This is a genomic window from Paenibacillus sp. FSL L8-0494 (assembly GCF_038003695.1).
GTDB classification, from domain to species: domain Bacteria; phylum Bacillota; class Bacilli; order Paenibacillales; family Paenibacillaceae; genus Paenibacillus_AQ; species Paenibacillus_AQ odorifer.
The window spans coordinates 4,413,442-4,434,861 of record NZ_JBBOPQ010000001.1; the positions used below are offsets into that span (position 1 = coordinate 4,413,442).

22 protein-coding genes are annotated in these 21,420 nt (G+C 41.3%); 8 read left to right on the plus strand and 14 right to left on the minus strand.

Annotated features, from left to right (window positions below):
* Positions 1-595 precede the first annotated feature (595 nt).
* From hcp to NYE35_RS20060, 7 genes are all read right to left on the minus strand, one after another.
* Positions 596-1,888, minus strand: coding sequence for a hydroxylamine reductase (gene hcp, locus NYE35_RS20030; RefSeq protein WP_036688774.1), 1,293 nt, complete (start codon positions 1,886-1,888; stop codon positions 596-598).
* Between the two features lie 93 nt (positions 1,889-1,981).
* Entirely contained in the window at positions 1,982-3,382 is a 1,401-nt protein-coding gene (locus tag NYE35_RS20035) for an MFS transporter (protein WP_094901141.1), read from the minus strand.
* Positions 3,383-3,570: 188 nt separating this feature from the next.
* A complete protein-coding gene (locus NYE35_RS20040; protein ID WP_094901139.1) occupies positions 3,571-4,128 on the minus strand; it encodes a cysteine hydrolase family protein in 558 nt (185 codons plus the stop codon).
* A 200-nt stretch (positions 4,129-4,328) separates the two neighbouring features.
* A complete protein-coding gene (locus NYE35_RS20045; protein ID WP_036688777.1) occupies positions 4,329-4,937 on the minus strand; it encodes a CPBP family intramembrane glutamic endopeptidase in 609 nt (202 codons plus the stop codon).
* A gap of 110 nt (positions 4,938-5,047) precedes the next feature.
* The gene (locus NYE35_RS20050) at positions 5,048-6,370 is read right to left on the minus strand and encodes a sensor histidine kinase (protein WP_094901135.1); all 1,323 of its coding nucleotides are present in this window, start codon (positions 6,368-6,370) and stop codon (positions 5,048-5,050) included.
* The gene (locus tag NYE35_RS20055) at positions 6,371-7,096 is read right to left on the minus strand and encodes a LytR/AlgR family response regulator transcription factor (RefSeq protein WP_341121951.1); all 726 of its coding nucleotides are present in this window, start codon (positions 7,094-7,096) and stop codon (positions 6,371-6,373) included.
* Between the two features lie 128 nt (positions 7,097-7,224).
* The gene (locus NYE35_RS20060) at positions 7,225-8,439 is read right to left on the minus strand and encodes an MFS transporter (RefSeq protein ID WP_038572114.1); all 1,215 of its coding nucleotides are present in this window, start codon (positions 8,437-8,439) and stop codon (positions 7,225-7,227) included.
* A gap of 337 nt (positions 8,440-8,776) precedes the next feature.
* Between NYE35_RS20060 and NYE35_RS20065 the strand changes: the two genes are divergently transcribed.
* The 4 genes from NYE35_RS20065 to NYE35_RS20080 are packed head-to-tail and all read left to right on the plus strand — an operon-like array spanning position 8,777 to position 12,907.
* A complete protein-coding gene (locus NYE35_RS20065) occupies positions 8,777-10,357 on the plus strand; it encodes a spore germination protein (RefSeq protein WP_235219569.1) in 1,581 nt (526 codons plus the stop codon).
* Between the two features lie 5 nt (positions 10,358-10,362).
* Entirely contained in the window at positions 10,363-11,532 is a 1,170-nt protein-coding gene (locus tag NYE35_RS20070) for a Ger(x)C family spore germination protein (RefSeq protein WP_341121952.1), read from the plus strand.
* A 2-nt stretch (positions 11,533-11,534) separates the two neighbouring features.
* Positions 11,535-11,777 (plus strand): hypothetical protein, encoded by a 243-nt coding sequence (locus NYE35_RS20075; protein WP_036688786.1) that lies wholly within the window; start codon positions 11,535-11,537, stop codon positions 11,775-11,777.
* A 23-nt stretch (positions 11,778-11,800) separates the two neighbouring features.
* Positions 11,801-12,907 carry a GerAB/ArcD/ProY family transporter gene (locus NYE35_RS20080; RefSeq protein WP_036688787.1) on the plus strand — a complete coding sequence of 369 codons (1,107 nt, stop codon included), beginning with the start codon at positions 11,801-11,803 and terminating at the stop codon, positions 12,905-12,907.
* A 121-nt stretch (positions 12,908-13,028) separates the two neighbouring features.
* On the opposite strand, the gene NYE35_RS20085 is transcribed toward NYE35_RS20080, so the two are convergent.
* Positions 13,029-13,832 carry a CAP domain-containing protein gene (locus NYE35_RS20085; protein WP_235219570.1) on the minus strand — a complete coding sequence of 268 codons (804 nt, stop codon included), beginning with the start codon at positions 13,830-13,832 and terminating at the stop codon, positions 13,029-13,031.
* Between the two features lie 298 nt (positions 13,833-14,130).
* On the opposite strand from NYE35_RS20085, the gene NYE35_RS20090 reads away from it, so the two are divergent.
* Positions 14,131-15,120, plus strand: a complete 990-nt coding sequence (locus tag NYE35_RS20090) for a ketoacyl-ACP synthase III (protein WP_076141042.1) — start codon at positions 14,131-14,133, stop codon at positions 15,118-15,120.
* A gap of 17 nt (positions 15,121-15,137) precedes the next feature.
* Here NYE35_RS20090 and NYE35_RS20095 read toward each other — a convergent pair whose 3' ends face one another.
* Entirely contained in the window at positions 15,138-15,719 is a 582-nt protein-coding gene (locus NYE35_RS20095) for a LysE family transporter (RefSeq protein WP_341121953.1), read from the minus strand.
* Between the two features lie 124 nt (positions 15,720-15,843).
* Between NYE35_RS20095 and NYE35_RS20100 the strand changes: the two genes are divergently transcribed.
* A complete protein-coding gene (locus NYE35_RS20100) occupies positions 15,844-16,398 on the plus strand; it encodes a helix-turn-helix domain-containing protein (RefSeq protein WP_341121954.1) in 555 nt (184 codons plus the stop codon).
* A gap of 77 nt (positions 16,399-16,475) precedes the next feature.
* Here NYE35_RS20100 and NYE35_RS20105 read toward each other — a convergent pair whose 3' ends face one another.
* The 3 genes from NYE35_RS20105 to NYE35_RS20115 are packed head-to-tail and all read right to left on the minus strand — an operon-like array spanning position 16,476 to position 17,160.
* Positions 16,476-16,682 (minus strand): hypothetical protein, encoded by a 207-nt coding sequence (locus NYE35_RS20105; protein ID WP_341121955.1) that lies wholly within the window; start codon positions 16,680-16,682, stop codon positions 16,476-16,478.
* Between the two features lie 26 nt (positions 16,683-16,708).
* Positions 16,709-16,897, minus strand: coding sequence for a hypothetical protein (locus NYE35_RS20110; protein WP_036688806.1), 189 nt, complete (start codon positions 16,895-16,897; stop codon positions 16,709-16,711).
* 23 nt (positions 16,898-16,920) lie between these two features.
* Entirely contained in the window at positions 16,921-17,160 is a 240-nt protein-coding gene (locus NYE35_RS20115; protein ID WP_143760470.1) for a hypothetical protein, read from the minus strand.
* 118 nt (positions 17,161-17,278) lie between these two features.
* On the opposite strand from NYE35_RS20115, the gene NYE35_RS20120 reads away from it, so the two are divergent.
* The gene (locus tag NYE35_RS20120) at positions 17,279-17,905 is read left to right on the plus strand and encodes a glycoside hydrolase domain-containing protein (RefSeq protein ID WP_036688810.1); all 627 of its coding nucleotides are present in this window, start codon (positions 17,279-17,281) and stop codon (positions 17,903-17,905) included.
* Positions 17,906-18,430: 525 nt separating this feature from the next.
* On the opposite strand, the gene NYE35_RS20125 is transcribed toward NYE35_RS20120, so the two are convergent.
* The gene (locus NYE35_RS20125) at positions 18,431-20,257 is read right to left on the minus strand and encodes a M56 family metallopeptidase (protein ID WP_341121957.1); all 1,827 of its coding nucleotides are present in this window, start codon (positions 20,255-20,257) and stop codon (positions 18,431-18,433) included.
* Positions 20,257-20,646, minus strand: coding sequence for a BlaI/MecI/CopY family transcriptional regulator (locus NYE35_RS20130; RefSeq protein WP_036688814.1), 390 nt, complete (start codon positions 20,644-20,646; stop codon positions 20,257-20,259). Before NYE35_RS20130 ends, NYE35_RS20125 begins: the two co-directional genes overlap by 1 nt.
* A 275-nt stretch (positions 20,647-20,921) precedes the next feature.
* Between NYE35_RS20130 and NYE35_RS20135 the strand changes: the two genes are divergently transcribed.
* Positions 20,922-21,311, plus strand: coding sequence for a hypothetical protein (locus tag NYE35_RS20135; protein ID WP_326047697.1), 390 nt, complete (start codon positions 20,922-20,924; stop codon positions 21,309-21,311).
* The last annotated feature ends 109 nt before the right edge of the window (positions 21,312-21,420 follow it).

Genomic DNA, 21,420 nt, shown 5'->3' on the forward strand with positions numbered 1-21,420 from the left:
AGATTTCCTGCCATTTACTTAGACGTTAAGAAGGGTTATTGATTTATTTAAACCAGCAGTCTCTTAAAGCTAATAGTAGTGAATGGGTAAATATGATTTGATAAAGACAAAAAAAGAGATAGTCTGATGCGTGCTATCAGATACCCGGTTCATTTATCCACTCAAGAACGAAGCGATAGTTTTCAAAGACGAAGCCGCAGTTTAGGATGGTGATGAAGTAATGCGAGTGGAAGAAGTAAGCGTATACCATAACTCAGAAGACCCATTCGCAGTTTTTGGGGCAAATAATAAGTTGATATCTGAAATTATTACCCGGAGGATTTCTTGAGAAGTAAACAACCGAAAGGAGAACAACTTAATTGCATTAAGCGAAAAAGAAAAGTGTACCGTGACCGCTATCATTCAGAAGCGCATGGACGAACATTTGAGGCGTTTCCCTTACGTCTGTTACCCGATAGAACCACTGAAGGAGTGGCACGTTCATATCCCCTATCAAAAAAGGTTGCCAATCCCTTCTGGGCGGCAACCTTCGATCATTTGTAGAAGTTGACTTCAATAAAATAATTAAAAACAACCTTGTGAGAGTTTTCTTTACCTACGACAACGCCAACATCGCGTTCATATCTTCCTCAGCAGTAGTAATTAGCTTCAATCCAAAAAGCTCTACCAACACATCCAGTACACCTGGCGAGATGAACTCGGGTGGCTTTGGTCCGATGCGGATGTCCTGAATGCCGAGACTGAACAAGCCTAGCAGAATGGCCACTGCTTTTTGCTCAAACCAAGACAGCACGATGCTGACAGGCAGCTCGTTCACCGTACACTCAAATGCCTCAGCCAGAGCCATGGCAATCTTCACTGTAGAACCGGAATTATTACATTGCCCAAGGTCAATGTAACGCGGAATACCGGTGTCTCCAACGGTGCCATAATCTACGTCATTAAAGCGGAACTTTCCGCAAGAAGTAGTTAAAATGACGGTATCGTTCGGTAAGGAAGTCGCCAACTCACGGTAGTAATTCCCGCCCGTACCTGGCGCATCACAGCCTGCAATGACGAAAAACCGGCGGATATGCCCGTCTTTGACTGCTTGAATGATCTCTGGTGCTAACCCGATTACAGTTTCATGATGATATCCGGTCGTGAGTACCAGATCTGACTCTACATCAGCCGCAGGTAGGGACAACGCTCGATTAATTAGTGGGGAGAAGTCGTCGCCCGTTATTTTCTCTACACCTTCCAGCCCCGCTACTTCATATGAGAAAAAGCGGTCTGCATAAGTGCCTTTAATCGGCATTACACAGTTTGTGGTAGCAAGAATTGCACCGGGAAACTGCTCAAACAATCTACGCTGATCATACCACGCTTTGCCGATGTTGCCTTTAAGATGCTTATACTTTTTGAGTGCAGGATATCCATGCGCAGGCAGCATTTCTGAGTGAGTATAAATGTTGATGCCTTTCCCCTCTGTCTGCCGCAGTAATTCCTCCAACGCATATAAATTATGTCCAGTCACAACAATACATTGACCTTCAATTTTGTTCTGACTGACTGTGATTGGTTGCGGAATGCCAAAGCGGTCCGTATGCGCACGATCCAGTACATCCATGATGCGCACCGCCGCATCTCCGACCTTCATCGCCATCTCCAAATGTTCCTGCGTATTAAAGTTGGAATTGGTCAACGTCATATACAAAGCTTCGTGGGTGATACGATCCACCTCGGGGTCGCTATATCCTAGCTGCCGGGCATGTGTCGCATAAGCTGCAATTCCTTTTAATGCAAAAATCATCGTATCTTGTAAACTCGCAATGGTTTCATTTTTGCCACATACCCCTACAACGGTGCATCCGCCATTCGGTGTCTGTTCACATTGGTAACAAAACATATCGTTATCCTCCATATCTAGATAATCATTCGTTACTTCCAACGTAACAGAACACCAAACCTTGAGTTGTGATTACACACACATTTTTTTAGATCAAGCAGATTTAAATGACCTTCTATTTATAACAACCATTAATACAATAACGCTTAAACAAATGAAAATATTAATCTCAAAAACCAATTTGAACGCCTGCAACTGACTCCCTTGTCCTGTCTCTCCACTCATCACACCAAGTCCAAGTGCTGAGCCAAAGACCATCCCCGCATTTCTTGTTAAAGCAATTAATCCGCCAATCGAACCCACGTATTCCCGAGGTGTCTGCTGCATAATGAAGCTATTATTAGGAGAGGCAATGAGCCCCATACCAAGGCCTATAAGAGATAGAATCGCCGCGATTCCATAAACCGGTATATGGTCTAAATACACCAGCAACAAGATAAACCCGCTTCCCATACAGCTCAGTCCCATAAGCATCAGACGATGAGAGCCATAACGGTCGGAACAGTAGCCTGCGAGAGGACCTGCAAACGCCAAGGCAATGGGATAAGCCGCCATAATATATCCTGTCGTAGATGACGAGAACGGAGCCGCCGCCCCCATCAAATAAAATGGAATAAGGACAAGCAATGTATTAGACAGAATAAAAGAGGCACAGCTAACGATCAAGCCTCCCGCTACAGTTGGAATTTTCAAAGCTTGTAAGGGTAGAAAAGGATTCTTTTGCTTCCGTTCCCAGAATAGAAAAGTAATCAGTAACAAGAACCCCCCCACCAAACTTGTCATCGTCCACACGGACACCCAGCCCCATTTGCTCCCATTTGTTATTACGAGAAGAACCAAGGTGATGAATGCCATAAACAAGCTGGCCCCCACGAAGCTGATAGCACCCGGTTTGCGCTCTTGCACACGGTTGGGTATGTACCGATATGCCATAATTGTAGCCACAATCGCCACAGGAACATGGATTAAAAATAACCATTTCCAGCTCAGCCACTCTGCAATCAAACCTCCCGCTATAGGTCCCGTCATCCCGCCCAGTGCGACAGCTGTACTTAAAATTCCGAGTGCACGTCCTCTTTGCTCTTTCGGCATATGAATGGTGATGAGCGCAATATTAGTTGCTTGGAACATCGCAGCTCCTACTCCCTGTATAACTCTGAGCGTTAGCAATATTGGTAAATTAGGTGAAAAAGCGACCAGGATGGAACCCACAGTAAAGATCACAAATCCAAGATTGTGAATCCGGCGAAAACCATAACGGTCGCCCAGTTTCCCCATAACAGGAAGAAGTGCCGTAATCACTAGCAGATACCCTGTTGTGATCCATAATCCCTTCCCAAGCTCTGTCTGAAAATAATTCACAATAAAAGGAAGCGACACATTCACAATTCCGGCTGTAAAATGGGAAATAAACGCCCCCATACAAATAGCCGCCATCATCCCCAGCCGCTGCCCGTGTCTGCTTTTAAACTCTATATCTTTTGCTGCTATCATGTTGATCCCGTCCCTACTCATATTGTTTAAGAATTACTAACAATTATAAGTAGATCCCTTGCAAGAACAATCCCATAAAGATGGGATGGAAATGGTTTAGGCGAATATGTCTATCAGAATAGGTGAGGAAAATCAGAGGTAATGCAAAACAGCAAAAAGCGGCACATTTAAGTGCCGCCTCTGAATTATTATCTATAAGAGTCATGCGTTGGGCGAAACAAATCTTCTTCGGAACTTCTGACCATAGAAAAATGTTCGACATTGTAGTGCCCATGTAATGTTTTATTGTGATGCTTGATGATTTGTTCTGCACTTAAAACATCATTGTCCGTTGTAGAATGACCATCTCCGACCAATGTAACATCCATGCCGCTAACCGTAGCCGTCCGAACCGCAGTATCGATGCAGTGTTGAGTTTTACATCCCATAATGACCACATGCTCAATCTGCTGATCTTTCAGATATTGTAGCAGTTCAGTTCCGTGAAAAGAATTCGTTGCCAGCTTATCAAAGATTTTGGCATTTACAGACCTATTGATTTCATTATGCACTTGAAAGCCTGCACCTGTTCCTTCAGCGACATCAAGATCCCTAACAAACACAACTTCGACATTGGCTTCTTTTGCTTGTTCAATCACTTTATTAATATTCCGGATAAGCTGCTCTTTATTGAATACCGCACTTTCCTTTTCGTTTCCATCCATTAATTCTTGTTGTGCATCGATGATTAATAATACCTGATTCAAATGATTTTCCCCTTTCGAATGGTGGGGAACGCTAACACGCTTGATCAGTTAAACGTTTTCCCCATATAATTTTGCAAGCTGACATTGTTTTTCATAATATCTACCTCCCAATAAAAATGGTATATAAACTTTAATCTTATAATTTAAGACTTTTTTAGTTTACCATATTTTTAAAATGTACTCTCTAAAAACTTTGATCGCTACATCCATTGATACATCATAAAAATGGAGGAAATCAGATTAGTCAGCCCGTGCAGGACCCAACCTGGAATGATCGAACCGCCGGATAACTTCTCATTCAATATTCCGATACTCCAACCCACAAGACCCGTAAGAAGCATTACAACAGCAGAATTCAAAAATCCGGCACTACTGTATAACAGCACAGCATGTACGACACCAAATAATAAAGCTTGAGCACAGTTTCCAATTCCGAATCCGAATTTCGAACTTAACCGTTTTCCAATGAAGCCGCGGAACAGAATCTCTTCGGACAAGCTAGTCTGCAACCAAGAATAAATCAATGCCGGAATCAAACCTTTAAGACCTGTACCATAAAACTGTGAGCTGGCCAAAGTATTCCTATCCAGCATGTAGATTGCTGTAAGCATTCCCAGACTGGTGAATATAGTCATCGTAAGTATAAAACATAGTATGAACTGCTTCCTAGAAATCAATTGGGGTTTCTTCCAGCCAATCCACATGGCAAAGGATGATGTTGTTCTGCTTGTAAAAAACCAGTATGTATAGGGAATGATGCTGAATAAGATGAGCTGAAGGACTGCACTGATGAGCAATGACAATGTCAACGGAATACCCTCCCTTTAATAAGAACAGCCTCAATATATCATGGACCGCTGCTTGCCCGCGGGAAGAGACCGTAACTTGCAGGTTAGGTGGAGTAGTTGGTTTCGGATTGCTACTCAGGCAGTGGTAATACCGCCAACATCATGAACTGCCCATTCTCATATCTGAAACTGACGCTTCCTTGAAGCTGTTGAACCGCATACTCAATGCTTTCGATTCCGAACCCTCTACTCCCAAAGTTCCGCTTGCTGGACAAAAAAGAGCCCTGCCCGTCCTCTGTAAGCAGAGATGCAGGATTCTTTAAAGAAATCACCAATAACCCTTCGGTATAAATTACTTCCAGCTCAATAACATTCTGCTCTGACTCTGGTAATCTCTGAACCCCTTCAATTGCATTATCTAATGCATTGCCTAGAATAATTGCAATATCAACCTCTTTGCCTGCAAGTGACAGGTCCTGCGGGATGCGAAAATGAGATTGCATTGTAACTTGATGTAGCTCAGCTTTTGCGAATTTCTCATTATAAATGGCATCAATAGCGATATTTCCAGAAGAAATAAACTTTTCTCCCGCCTCCTGTGTCGAAGCAACCTCTGCAATATATCGCTTGGCTTCTTCTAAAGCGCCTTCATCCAGCAGAGAATGAATAAGGATCAGCACATGATTCAGATCATGCCGCAAACGCTGTGCTTCCTGATTATCTTTCAGTTTACTCGTGTAATCCTTCACTTGCTGCTGAAGCACATGATTATGGAATTCGATCTGCATCCGTTTCATTAACTTTTGATATATAAACATTACAGCCACATTAATTACAAGAATCCCAAGCAGGATGAATACAAAATCAAGCGGAATATTAAAAGGTTTATCACTGGAATGTCTCAGATTCACAATAATAATAAGCAAAGAACCCGCCGAAACAAGATTCAACACAGCCCAATCCTGATTCGACAATAACGTAGTGGTGTCCACTTTGAATAACCGCAACAATAGCAGACATAACATGATGCTTAGCAAGATAACAAATAGGAAAGAAAAAGATAACCACAAAAAATTAGCTTCATTTATTCCACCGGTATTGAGCGGGATATGCTGAATCCCATACCATACCAGCATTTCAATAACAACCGTAAACACTGTATAGAAACTGCTAAAGAACAGCTTTTGTAGCACACTGCCGCGGAAATAAACAATAGTAATCAGACTATACACAATCAGGTGAAGGATGACCGAATCAACTAGAGATAAGCTAGCAGCAGTAAGCGATTTAACCATATAAAAGATAATAAGACAGCCTATAAATGACTTTTTGCTCCTGTTCAGGATTAGAAATTTCTTGAGAAAAATATAAAATGTGACCCCTTGCGGAACATATATAAGGATGAGCATAAATACACCAAAAAAGTAAGGACTAATCTCCCGGATGAAAGACATTTATCTTAAGAGCCTCTTTTCTATAAAGGCATGGTATGACCGTAAAGAATCAGAACTTTTACTGCGGCTGACTGGAAGTTCCACCCCGTTCTTCAGCTGAATAAGTTCCTTGCTTAAAGAACGAACATGCAGCCAATTTACTAGGAATCCCGTATGTACGCGACAGAAATCATGTGATCCCAGCTGTCCTTCCAACTCTCCCAGTTTGCCATAATACGAGTAAGTCTCTTGTTCAGTATAAAGGACCAACTTTTTACCTCGTTCTACCGTGATATACATAATATCATCTACCCTTAAATTATAGCTCATATGATGGATTGAGAATGTCAGCACATTGTTTCTTTGCAAGCATTGCTGAATGGCTTTGACTGTGGCGGTCTGCAGTTCATGTTCATCAATAGGTTTCAGCAAATAGCGAAAGGGATGAACCGCAAAGCTTCTTCTCATATAACTTGTATGGCTGGTGACATAAATAATTAATATCCTGGCATCTTTGAGCCGGATCTTCTCTGCAACTTCTATACCGTTATACTCGGGCATCTCCATATCCAGATAAACTATATCGTATGCGGTAGACGTCATTGTCTGAAGCAGGGTTTGGCCTGATTCATAAATCTCAATAGAGGCGGTCATCCCTTGCAGGCTAGTCATCTGCTTCTTGAGTAATTCTTCCAACCGCGAGGCATCTTGCCTCTGATCGTCACAGATAGCAATGTTAAGATTCATATTATGTATCCCTCCAAGTGAACGTAATTCTATCATATTATAATTTGGAAAAATATGAAGAACCGCCAAAAAGCCGATCCTCTCGGACCGGCCAATAAACTCTTTTCATAGGAAAGTTTTTACCCTAATCAATTCATCGGAATCGCGGACGCCAGCCGCCGAAACTGGATGAAAATAAACAGAGCGGTCAGCATCACCACAATTCCTGAACCGAGGAACCATAGCTGCACTCCGTATCGATCCACTACAGGTCCTGCCAACAGCAGTCCAATTGGCGAAGACAACATCATAATGCTGGTCACAAGTGAAATGACACGCCCAAGCATCTCGGGTTCAAAAGAACGCTGGATCATCGCCATGAAGGGACCATTGAAGAAGGGTGCCGCACTGCCCATGAAGAACGAGAGAATGGCAAAGATCACAAATGCATTCGGACCAATCAAACCACTGATCACACAGGTAAGACCGATGACTAGCAGACCTACGCTCATATAGCTAATGTCGCTCCATTTTGATGAGAACATCGACAATAGCAGACCACCTAAAATCATCCCGATGCTGAACACCGCTTCCACCAGGCTGGCACTGTATCCTCCACGGCCAAAATGAGACAAAGTCATATAAGGAAACAGTGTCGCCAGCGGCATAAATGCGATACTAAACACCGCAGTAGCCCCCGTAATCAACACAATGGGTTTCGCTTGAATGAGTGCGTTCCAGCCCAATCGGAATTCTTGAACGAAAGACGGCGCAGCTGTAGCCTGCACTTTAGGCTGATGGATCTTCACCATGAACAGCATCAGATTCGCAATCAAAGCCCCGGCCACATCGAGTAGCAATACCGCCCCAAGCGAAGTTGCCGAGTAAACCGCTATCCCAAGTGCAGGACCAATTACATTCGAGAAAGAGAACACCATCTGCTGCCAGCCCGCGACTCTTGTCAATTCTTCTTCAGGTGCAATCAACGGAACAGCCGCCTGAAAAGCCGGGGCATGAAAGGCCGAAGCCGCCGAACGCAAGCTCAGAATGACATACACAAAACCAAGTCCCGGTTCCCCCCACATGAAATAAATACCTAATATCAGACTGAAAAGCGCTATTGCGCTATCAGCAATAATCATTGTTATTTTACGATTCCAACGATCCAGCCAAACCCCTACGAAAGGACCCAAGACCGCTTGCGGCAAAAACGCTGCCAACCCAGCAATCATCAAAACTGCCGCTGACCCTGTCGATTCCGTCAAGTGCCAGATCACCGCGAATTGAACCATCGAACTCGTGAGAATCGAGAAAATCTGTCCGCTAAAAATAAGGGCGAAGGCTTTTTTCCATTGTATTTGCATAAGGTCATCTCCTTTGATTAAAAACTTAGATAAACTCATTCCATGAGCATAGGCACACTGAAACAGGCACATCACAAATAAACTCATTTCCTTATCTCAAAAAAATGAATGAGTCCACTTGTCTTGCACCACGGACTACCATAAACGAATGGAATGGGTCACAAGGAGCACCTCCTGAAAAAATTATGTTCATTATAACATCGCAACTCCTCCATGAGCCAGTTCCAATTGTTCATTTTGCGAAGAATTTGATCTATCTCTATCTTCCGAATAAATTCCTAAATAAGGGAGAAGATAAAAATCACACTTAACATCTAATTTATTTAAGGAGAATTGCATGCGGAAATTTTTTAACGCCAAGACGCCTCCGTCTAATCCTAAGGTGCCCCCTCAAATCGAAGCCGAAAATGAGCTTTCAATGAAGGATCTTTTTTCCCATGCTATCTCTGCGTCTCTCGAAGACAACTTGCAGATTATTAATGACTGTTTTGCCAATTGCTCAGACCTAAAGGTTATTCCATGGCATTATGGCCCGGATCTTAAGTATGAAGCCTCATCCGTCTATTTCAATACACTTACTAAGTCTGACCCTACAAATTATTTTAAAGATGTCTTGCAAAATATAGTTCCGCATGAGCTGGGGCCCACCTTGGACGTAACCGTTGAAGATGTCATCTCTTATTTTGAAAAAAATGGTGTTTCATCACCGCTGCTTGAATTAATGGACAATATCGGTCAAGCCATTAAGGGGATTCTTGATGGGAAAGTTGTCCTTTTCTTTACAGGTTGGCAAAAAGCCGTTGCCTATTATGCCTTTGATGTAGAACAGCGCCAAACCTCTGAGCCCATTTCAGAGCCTACTGTTCAAGGTCCCCACGTCAGCTTTATAGAAAGCTTAGAGCGTAATATAGGTGTTATTCGTAGTTTGCTGAAATCTACTAATCTTAAGTTCGAGTTCTTTACCTCTGGTAAGCAGGTTCAAAGAACGTTGTCCTATGGTTATCTGGATGGAGTGGTGAAACCAGAAGCATTAAATCAATTCAAACAACGTATAGCAAGTATTGATCAGGAAGAAATTCTTGACGTCTCCTATCTCGAAGAGTGGATCGGTGATTCTCTCTACTCACCATTTCCACAAGTCCGCTACACAGAACGACCGGATACAGCTATAACAGCTCTGCTAGACGGGAAGATTATTGCTATGGTTAACGGAAGTCCTTCCATTCTGATCTGTCCCGGGAATTTCATGGAGTTTTTTACGAATAGCGAAGATTATTACTACCGAACCATTTTTTCATCATTGATAAGATTGATTAGGGTCGCTGCCTTCATCATCGCCCTGCTGTTACCCAGTACCTATATTGCCTTATCCAACTTCCATTCCGAACTAATTCCCACGGTTCTGCTGCTTGCCATTCTAAACACACGCGAAGGAATCCCCTTTCCGGCTATGGTTGAAGCTTTGATCATGGAGTTTTTCTTTGAGCTTTTGAGAGAGGCGGGCATACGCTTACCCAGACCGATTGGATCGGCCGTCAGTATCGTTGGGGCATTGGTCATTGGACAAGCGGCTATTCAATCGCAGATTGCCTCTCCGGTCATGGTCATTGTCGTCGCTTTGACGGGCATTGCCTCATTTGCGCTACCTCAATACAATATGGCAATTGCGCTGCGGATTTTACGGTTTCCCTTAATGATTCTCGCGGCAACGTTCGGAGGACTTGGCATCATGGTCGGTTTTATTCTAATTTACCTCCATCTGGCTACCTTGCGCTCTTTAGGAGAACCGTATTTAGACTCGTTAGCTCCGCTAGATCTCAAAAGAGTACGTGATTCTATTTTTCTACTTCCGAGAAGACTGCTGCTTCATTCACCACGGAATCGACACCTATATAAAAAGACTTCAGGAAGGAAGTAGATATAGTGAAGCGACTTACTACCATACTAATTTCCCTTCTTGTACTCACTCTAACTAGCGGATGCTGGGATAATAAAGAATTGGACGAGTATGGGTATGTGCAGGCGGTCGCCATTGACCAAAGCGAAGACAATGGGATTGTGATCACGACACATTTCTATAATCCTTCCACCAAAATAGAAATGGGACAAGCAGGGGATCCAGCGTCGAAGGGAATTAATATTGTTACAAGTGGAGAAACCTTTTTTGAAGCAATAAGGGAGATCCCGGCAAAATTTGGTCGAAAAGCCAAATGGGATCATATGCGTGTCATATTAATCGGGGAGCAACTAGCCAGAACCTCGAACATCCGGGAGGTGCTTGATTTTTTCTCCAGAGATCAAGAACCGCGTGGTACCGTTCTTCCTCTCATCGCTGAGCAATCTGCGGCACCATTTTTAGATATCAACCCGTTTATCGAGCAGACCATTGGTCAACAGTATAAGAGAATGGAGACGAGCGGTGCTCTATATGCCGCAAAAACTTCCAAGATTCCTCTCTATGAGCTGGCTATACAAATGTGTAGCCCCTCCAATACTTCCATCATCCCTTACCTGCATAAGACCAGTTTGGATCATAAACCATTGATATCTGGGCTGGCTGTAATCCATGACGGGAAAATGATTGACATCCTAAAGGAAAAGGATACAGAAGCATTCATGATGCTGACGGATAGATATATCTATGGAGTACTAGAATTTCCTTGCCCGGATGAAACCGAAGAACCGCTGCGAAAAAAAGAAACGCTTGAAGTGCTTACCTTCAACAGTACGCTTACTCCAACCGTGAAAAATGGTTCTGTATCCGTCGGTGTAAAAATTGCTATTGAAGGGATGATCGGAGAATTACGTTGCTCACATTTAAAAAACAATAAGGACATGAAGCTTTTTGAGCAGCGTGTCATAACTCAGGTTGAACAACAGGTTGAGCATGCAACCAAGTTTTTGAAAACAAAAAAGATCGACGCACTCGGAATTGGCAATCAGATTTACCGGAAAAATCCGCAGCTGTGGAAACAACTAGAGCCTCAATGGAAGGATACATTCGCCCAGACTCAGTTCGATATCAACGTTGATGTCAAAGTGTTAAGCACTGGAATGAACTCAGGTACAATATTCGGAACAAAGGAGAAGTAGCTATGGTGGGAAAAATAATCTGCGTCCTCTTATTAGCTTCCGCTATGCTAGCCCATGACATTCCAAGGTTTAGGCAAGCCTCCATCCGCGATCGAGTAGTTTATGGAGTATTATTACTACCCGTACTTTATCTCGGATTTATCTTTATTGCAGCTAAGCCATGGCCCAATTTAGACTCCATCTTCAATTTACTTACGGCTCCAGCTGAGCACATCGTCCATTGGATCAACCCAACCATTTCATAAGCTTAAAGAATGAGGAGGAACGTATGAATAAGCAAGAACGTGTTAGCTCGATCCAAATGTCCATGCTGTTTCTCTTCTTTATGACCGGTTCCTCAATCGTCATCGTCCCTGCATCATTAACTAACTTTGCCGGCAACGGAGCCTGGATATCCCTCTTAATCGCCTCGGCCATAGGAATGCTTCTGCTTTCCGGCATTCTATATTTGAACCGACGAGCGCCAGATCTTTCGCTTGTGGAACAAAGCCGCTCCGTACTTGGAAACGGACTGACCCTTGTCCTCCTAATTCCTTTCACTTGTGTGCTGTTTTGGAATGTCGCAGGAATTGTAATTGAGATCGGAACCTTTTTCAAAAGTACGATGTTAAAAGAAACGCCCACTTACGCGGTAAATACCATGTTTTTTATAACGATTGCGATGACAGCTCTAGCTGGAATCGAAGTGATTGCCCGCATGGCAGCCGTCCTAATGTCACTAATGTTCGGATTTATCATCTTAGTCTGGATACTCGTAGCAGGGTTATATCATCCCGAATACCTACTGCCCATCATGCCTGATGGATTTAGGCCTATCCTAAGCGCTGCATATGTAGTCTATGGCTTTCCCTATTCCGAGCTTATCGTTTTTTCGATGATTTTACCGTTCGTGCGTAAAGAAGACAATTCTAAACTGGGAAAACAAATGTATCTTGCACTCATCATCAATGCCCTGACGTTAATTGCTTCTGTCATTAGCAGTATTATGGTACTGGGACCACTGTCCGGCAGCTTAAAATATTCATTATATCAGTTGGCGAGACTCATTTATTTTCAGGAAACCATTGAAAGAATCGAATCCGTGATTGGTTTTTCACTCATTATCGGCTTCTATTTCAAGGCTTCTATCCTGCTGCTTATTCTTATTAAAGTACTAAAGGAGCTTCTGAGATTGAAGGATGAACGTTTAATTGTTTTCCCTCTTGCTTTTGTTTGCCTGCTGTTATCTGTAACGACTTACACACAAGAGTCTGAGCTTGAGGAAATCGTGAATATTACATGGCCCTTGATCACTAACCTAGCTTACACCCTGCCATTTCTTCTGATTCTATTGGTCACTTTCATTCGTTATCATATAAAAAAACACAAAAAATAACCCGTTCTATACGGATTCAATATCCCCTATCTCATTTTGCAGACTTCAGAAAAGTAGGGATGCCCTACAGCCACTTTTAGCTTATTAGGACACCCCTGTTAAGTTTATTACTTTAATCGCACTAACCAATAAATTCTTGAACCCACTCGCTGTTATAGTAACCTATTCCAATTTCTGTGAAGCTGCTATTCAGGATGTTGGCACGATGACCAGGACTGTTCATCCATTGGTTCATTACTTCTTCTGCACTCGACTGACCTTTGGCGATGTTTTCCCCTGCTGAATTGTATGAGATTCCGAAGGCTTTCATCATATCAAACGGAGATCCATACGTAGGAGACTGATGGTCAAAATAATTGTTGTCATACATATCCTGCGCTTTAGCCAAAGCCATTTTCGAAAGTTCGCTATTTAAACTAAGGGGCTTCAAGCCTGCATTCGTTCTTTCTTTATTCACAAGATCCAATACTTGCTGTACTGATTGGGATGTATTGGCGGATGGTTGTGGATTTGCAGACTTCTGCGGGACAGCAGAATGTTGCGGATTTGCAGAATATTGTGGTTTGGCCGACTGCTGCGGATACGTTGTTTGGTCTGTTGTGCCTCCTGTAGGTGGATTGGTGCGGATGAACCCATCCAGCCATTTCGTTACATCGCCAGGAACTTGTTTAGTCTTAATTGTTGAATTCCCTGCATTCTCCGTGGAAATGGAAGATGCTTGCGTTAAAGTTGACGTTGAAGTAGTTTTACGAGCATGATTGTCAACCTTCGTTTGTTGAGTAGTCATTTGGTTGTTGGCCGAGTTATTACCCGAACAAGCAGTAACGAGTAATAGCGCTACTATAACGATAAATGGTTTAATAAGAACCCCTCCTGATTTGGCAAAGTAGTGACTTAATCGAATAAAGTTTTTGTAAAGTACCACTGATTTATTCATCCCTAATTCAAAAATATAAAAAGCAAAAAAGTCCACCCGCAACATGGTTGCTGTGGACTTAATTTTAGTGGATATATTAGATTCGTTGATTTTGTTACACTTTTAGGAATTTATAGAATTTTTTACTAATTAGTGTTATGCTTTATTAAGATAATAAACTATAACATCACAAATTTTTTTGGACAAACAAGCTTATAGAAATGAGCAGGCGTTGTTAGGTAAACAGATACTTTTAGATTACTTAATGTAATGTGATTGCAAAATTATTACAAGGGGTGATCATGCTATGTTAGAAGGTATCTCGATAAAACAAGTCTCCATTTATTGTCCTGAAAGAGTGATTAACAACCAATATTTTATTGACCATTTTCAAAAGCAAGGCATAGATATTAAGCGGATTCTTAAAAAGACAGGCAGAAAAAACCGCCATGTTATTGAAGGAACGAAGGAGAACTCGTTGACGATGGCGATTAATGCCGCTCAACAAGCAATTGATGGTGCTTCATTGAAATCTGCAGATATAGACCTGATTCTTTTTTCCAGCTCAACTCCGGAATATCTATCACCAACGAATTCATTGCTTATTCACAAAGCTATCAAAGGTAAAGATGATACGCTTTGCTATGACTTGAATGGGAATTGTATAGGAATGTTTATTGCGGTTGAACAGGCTGCTCGTACTTTATACGATGATCCTGATAGAGATAGAGCGTTGGTTATCGGTTCGGATTTTTTAAATTTATGGGCTGATCCATCACATCCAATAACATATTCAATTTTTGGCGATGCCGCCGTAGCCCTCATTTTAGAAAAAGACCATTCAGAGAGTGGATTAATTGACGTAAGGTATCTTTCGGACAGCCGTTTTACAGAAGAAATTGTGTACCCCGCTCAAGGATTGGCTAAGTCTTTGCGTGATGGGGCTGAACACCGCTACTTACACTGGGGGAGATTCAGCGGAATAGACAGTGTACGATTTGCGGAAACATCTATTGTTGAATTATTGAACAAACATCACCTAACATTCGAGGATATACAAGTTTTTTGTTTTTCACAATTTACATTGGCTAATATTAAATTACTTCAGGCTAAGCTGAACCTGGATCAGCATAAAATTATTTATGTAGCCGACGAATATGGCTATACTGGCACAAGCAGTCCCTTTCTGGCCTTATATTGTGCAATTGAACATGGTTTGATCAAACGTGGCGATAACTTGTTATTTTGGACATTGGGATCAGGTTATCAAGCCGGTTCAATGTTATGGCGTTATTGACATGAGGCTTCATTTATTCATCCTATCACTATCGAAACTCCACAATACACTAACAACAATCCCATCAGTATATTAAATTGACTTCTATATTTAGATATCATTTTTTTGAAAAGAGAACCACATAAACACCAACTAAAAGTGCCCATAAAACCTATGAGAGCTAAGACTATAGAGTAACTCCATAAGCTAAAATAGGAAGAATGAGAGGTAAGAATAAATGTAGATGTAACTGTGATTCCATATAATATCCCTTTTGGATTAATAAATTGTAAAAGCATACCCGCAATAAAGCTGTTGTGTTTATCGCCACTTCCATCATTTTCTTGATGTTTACTTGTAATAATTTTAAATGCTAAATAAAACATGTAGACTCCGCCTATCACAGCCATAATAGATTCAATCTTAGGGATAAAATTAATCAGAAGTATATTAAAATAGCAACATAACAATATGATCACGAAAAAACCTGTACCCACTCCTAAACAGAATCTCATTGTTTTTCGTAAACCAAACTGGTTAGCAAAAGTCATTGCCATAATGTTATTAGGTCCCGGAGTAAAGCTTGCAACAAATGCATATAAAAACAAAGAAACAATCACTAACTTATTTCTCCCCTTCCCTTTTTGTATGTTATAATGTATTTATCGAACGTTATAACGTCCTCATGTGCGTTTTATTGTATATTTTGGTCGTTATAAAGTAAATAGGGAGTGGAGAATTACCGTGGAAGAGATAAATCAAATCATTGCGGAGAATATAAAAAAGATTAGAAGAAGTAAAGATTTAAGCCTGGAAAAGGTGGCAGAATTAACAGGAGTAAGCAAAACAATGATTGGTCAAATCGAAAGAGGCGAATCAGCACCTACCATTACAACCATTTGGAAGATCGCTAATGGATTAAAAACTTCATTTTCTACGCTGATAGATTACCCAAAACCTGACACAAGAATAACATTAAGAAATGAGATTCAACCACTGCTTGAAGACAACGGAAAATATCGAGTGTATCCATCTTTCCCATTTGATGAAAGCAAACGATTTGAGGGTTATACAGTCGAGATAGACGAAGGTGGATACCTTGATGCCAATCCACATATGGAAGGAACTGAAGAATTAATCACTGTATTTGATGGTGAATTGTCTTTGCGTGTCAATGATAATGAATATCTATTAAAATCTGGTGATTCTATCACGTTTAACGCAGACAAACCCCATGTATATTATAATCCAGGACAATCATTGACCCGTTTAAGCATGATCTTATACTATTCTAGTTAGCAAAAAAACCAAGGTTCTTAAACCTTGGGATCAAATCTTACTATGATAACCTGCGGAGACGCCACTCAGCCTCCCCATTATGAACCGTCCAGCGTAAACTTATAAACCTTACCGTCTTGTACATATTCATTATTAAAAAGCAGGGCATCCCCTTCTCTTTTCAGGAACTTCAGGTTATCTCCAAAAAAAGGAAGGTCGTTTGTTTCGGCATATTTTTGCTGCTCTTCGTCAAGAAGTGCCTTGTACAATAATGTTTTGGCATCTGTTTTACGATCTATTATCATAAAGAAACCTTGTTGATTGGACCGAATCAGCAGAAAATCCTTGTCCATTCCTGGCGAATGACCATTCCATCCTTAATAATCATGGTATACCATTTATTATTGATATGTGGTTCTCCGTAAACATCTGTTACGGTTAGATAGATTAGACCTTTCGGCGTCTTCTGAAAATCGAATTGAACAGCATCGAATAACTGCGAACCAAGGTTCGTTAGCAAGCGAGTTTGTCCTGCGGAATCTGTTAGATATAAACCCCCTGTTTACTTCCAATACGAACGGCTATCTTTTTTCCCCATCCAGTAAACTCCGCTCTTTGATGCGATTTATCCCATACAACCTTCAACCCTGCCGCTTCCCAGTGACTAGCTGATACATAAGTAATCCCATCCTTTACTAGTGCAGCGCTCGTACCTTTCCCGCCTCCATCCATAATGAAAGTAAAATAAGCGATCAAAGTCTCTCCTTCTATTAATCCTCTCAATCTGCCTCTTTTTCTCTCATTTCGTGGTTCCCCCAAGAATCTGTGAAAGTTTTCTCATATATTGATAGGGAGGTTGGCGCCAAACCTTAAACAAAATAATTGAAAGAAGGCAATTACAATGGCTTTAGGTTGTGATACAGCTACAAATGTAACAGCAGCAAGATTAACTACACTTAAAAATAATAAATTCACATTCGTTTGCCGATATTTGAATCGCGTCGAAGGATATCAGGATGGTCTCACCTCAGCTGAGATTACACGGATTTCAGATGGGGGATTATATATCATATCCCTTTATCAAATCAGCAAATCGCTCGATCATTTTACGAAAGCCAATGGTGTTAAAGATGCTGAAACGGCTGTAGGCTTAGCAAGTGATTTGGGACAAACCAGCAGCACTCCGATTTATTTTGCCATAGACCGCGATATGACCTCTACCGAAATCACAAACAATATAGTACCTTATTTTCAAGGCATAAAATCAGTGCTAGACAGCAGTACTAAAAATTCCAAAGGCTATAAAATGGGTATCTACGGATCACGAGCAGTCTGCTCTCATATTCGAGGCACTAATTCCGCCACAACACGTTACACCTTCATCGTAGATAATGACTGGCAGGGAACCTTCGATGATTGGAACCTGCGACAATATAATTTCAACACTGAGGTAGGAACGAGCACTGGCAAAATCAACGTAGACTATGTAGAGTCCTCCTCACATAGCGGTGGAGGCTGGAAAAAGTAATTTATTCCTCTTTTATCGGTGACGAGGCGTTATACTAAAGCAGATGATGATAGATTCAAATAAAGTCTCGTTATTAAAAAAATAGTAAAAAGACAACCAGGCATTGACTATCCGATTATTGGAGAAGCTCTGCCTGGTGTTTTTGGTTTGTAGCGGAAGTTTAAGCAGATAATGATAAATCGTAGCTATCCGACTTTAAGGTCTTCTTTGGGCAACCCTCGGAGAAAAATCGCTGTAACTTTATGCAACCTATGAGATAACTGCACTCTATACACTTATTTCGTCTGTAAAAGGCTAACTTCTCACTTTAACTGTATTCTATACAATTAAAAACCACAGTTATCAGCTTTAGCGGCAAAAAACTAAAAAATAGGTGTACAAAATACAACTATCTTCAGGAGCGAGTTTTTCGAGCGAAAATAGCTGTACGAAATACAATTAAAAGCCACTACATATTAAAATCGTCAGCCCTCCATATAAAAAAGGGGCGGGATCTTTGTAGACCACCCCCTGCTCCACTTGCTCTTATTTAGAATCGCCCAATTGATCATATGCTGAATCATACGTCCACTTCAGGCCGTTGTCCTTACTCGACAGATAGATGGTACCTACAGTTTTGCCCTCTTTGCTGAGCAGAATAGGATACAATCCTTCTTTTCCATTAAAAATAGGTGAAAGCGGCGTTTTTTGATATTCATTAAAGGTTTCCGGTAGGGATACCACGAGCTTTTCCCATGACTTACCCTTATCTTTGGTCCAATAAATAACAGGCCCATTATCTTCATAATATCTGAACCCCAAGAATCCGATATCCTTGTTAGAAAACCCTGCCCCGGCTAAACTTTCCGCGTATAAATCGTTAGGATTTCCAAGCTCCGTCCATGTCTTCCCGCCGTCAGAGGTCTGGTATACATAATTTAGCGAACGTCCCACGCCTGCAGAACCTCCGGAGACGATCCAACCATTTTGCTTGTCAGTAAACCCGATGAACTTGGCATCATACCCCTTAGCACCTTCAATGTTGTAGTTATTCCACGATTTCCCCATGTCATCGCTGATTAATACATGTAGAGGGGATTCTTTACCATTCGCAAATCCATATACAATTGCAGTTTTGTCCTCGGAGATATAAAATCCGGTATCCGCTCTCCCCATCCCCATTTCTGTTCCAGTCGTATCAAGTTTTAAAGGTGTTGGCGCTTGGATCTCCCCTTTCCGATAGGAGACAGAGACATTACCATCCTCGTCCATGGAATACGCATTCCCAGCGTCATGCACAACAACTTGTTCTCCACTAGAGCTGTAGGAATAAATAGTACCTGGTTTGAGCGCCGTATCTGTAGATTGTCCGGTTAGGTTCGTACAGGCTGCTAGCACTGCTGTTACACCAACCACCATTAAGACCGCAAGAAATGCGCCTACTCCATTTCGTTTTTCTTTCATATTTAAAATACTGCCGAATCGCTGCTTCATCGAGTGTTTTCCTCCTGCAAAATTCGTTGATAAAGCTACATGCCGAGTAGCATTACTTTGCATAACCGATAAAATAGCTTCGCAGTATTTCTTTCGATATGCTGCATTTTGCTTACGTACAACGGTGTCATCACAATAAATTTCAATTTCGCGGACAGCTTCGCGTGCCATGAACCAAACCAATGGATTAAACCAATGCACTGCCTGCACAATCAGTAGCAACAGCTTATATATGATGTCATGCCTTTTGTAATGGACCAGCTCATGTTTTAAGATAAACTCCAGCTCTTCCTCACTATATTGATCATGCGGCAAGAATAGTGTTGGCTTGTAAAAACCCATTAGCATCGGATTCGGAACTTTACTGCTTATCAGAACCGGAATGGCGGGTGTTACATGCATTTCTTTAGCGACTTGTTTGAGCTTGGAGAACATATCCTCTCTCTGAAGAGGGCTGCTCCAACGTAATACCTGTTTTCTGAAAAAGAAATAACTAAGCAAATGATACCCTAAAAAAAGCATAGCTCCAGTAACCCAGATGTACGCTAAGATATTAGTTATAGAAGGGATATGGCTTACATCCCCTGTCTGGACCGGCTGAGAGATTACTGACGTATCCGCCTGCAAATTCTGGGACACTGAGCTTTGAAAGACAGTTGCTATGGCCTGACCTTCGGGTAGCTGAATCGCCACAGGAGGATTGGTAAAGGAAAAGTTGAATGGCAACAATAATCGCAGGGTTAGGATCAACCATATCCAATAGCTCAACTTAGCCGAATAATGTTTTCTTAACAAGGGAGTTAATGTGATTAAGCCGATAATAACTAAACTTATGGTCACAGAAATAACCAGAAAATCTGTAAAAAGACCTGTTATCATCAGGATTCCTCCTTATCTACTCTATCGAGCATTTCCCGCAACTCAGCAAGATCGCTTTTATCAATCGCCTTCCCGTTGTATAAGGACATTACCATATCCTGCACAGAGTTGCCAAAAAGCTTTTCAAGCGTAGACTTCCCTTCGCTCTCTTTATAATCTGTCTCAGAAATTGCAGCGAGATAACGGTTGCTCCGCCCTTCTTTTTCGCAAGATAGAAAGCCCTTTTCAACCAGCCGTGACAGCACTGTCATCAAAGTTGCAAGCGCCCACTTACGTTTATCCCCCAGTTGATTCAAAATGTAAGAGGAGCTAACCCAACTCTCGGCTCGCCAAATCACCAGCATAATTTCCAGTTCAGCATCTGGCAAGCGTTTGATTTTGTTATTCATCCCTATTTCTCCTTGTTATACATTTGTGTAATACAATAATTATACAAATGTATAATTAAAAAGCAAGCACATTATTTCTAAAAAATGTATACATTCTTAGACGTTTATTATTTTAATAAAGGTTTCACCAGTCCAGTAGCAAATAATAAATAGAACCCTAGGAACTTTTATAAGATTCCAACAATGAGATAACCAACGCACACTCAGCTGAAATTTATAACTATTTTGGAAACTAAGTGATTGGTCTGCATTATTCTTAAGTAAGGAGGTCGGTTATGAAAAAATTTAGTATTCTATCATTTTCACTGATAATTTTACTGATTTTATTATTTGTATTAGTCAGACCCACGCAAAAGATCGTTAGTGTCAATCTTGTATCCGAAACAACAGAAATCACTTATACTGACCGTGAAAGCCTTCAAATCTTCGAAGATGCTATAAGAACTGTAAAAAAAGTACGCGGGTCTGTTGATGTGGGTGAACCAACTTATCGAATGACTGTTACTTACGCTAATTCAAAGGTGGCCGGATTCAGCCTTTATATGGATTTTAAAACGAAAGATGGTTTCCTGATTAAAGCCAGCAATAGCGAAAAGATGCTGGATTTAAGAAATAAGAATTCGGTTGAGCTAGCTGATCTGTTAAGTAAAGAAAAGGAAGATTAAAATTTGGAAACTCAATCTAAAAATAGGCATGGTTTCATACAAATGCAAAAATAAGCCACCCTTTAGTACTAACTAAGGATGGCTTGTTCGTAATTATATTATTTTCCTG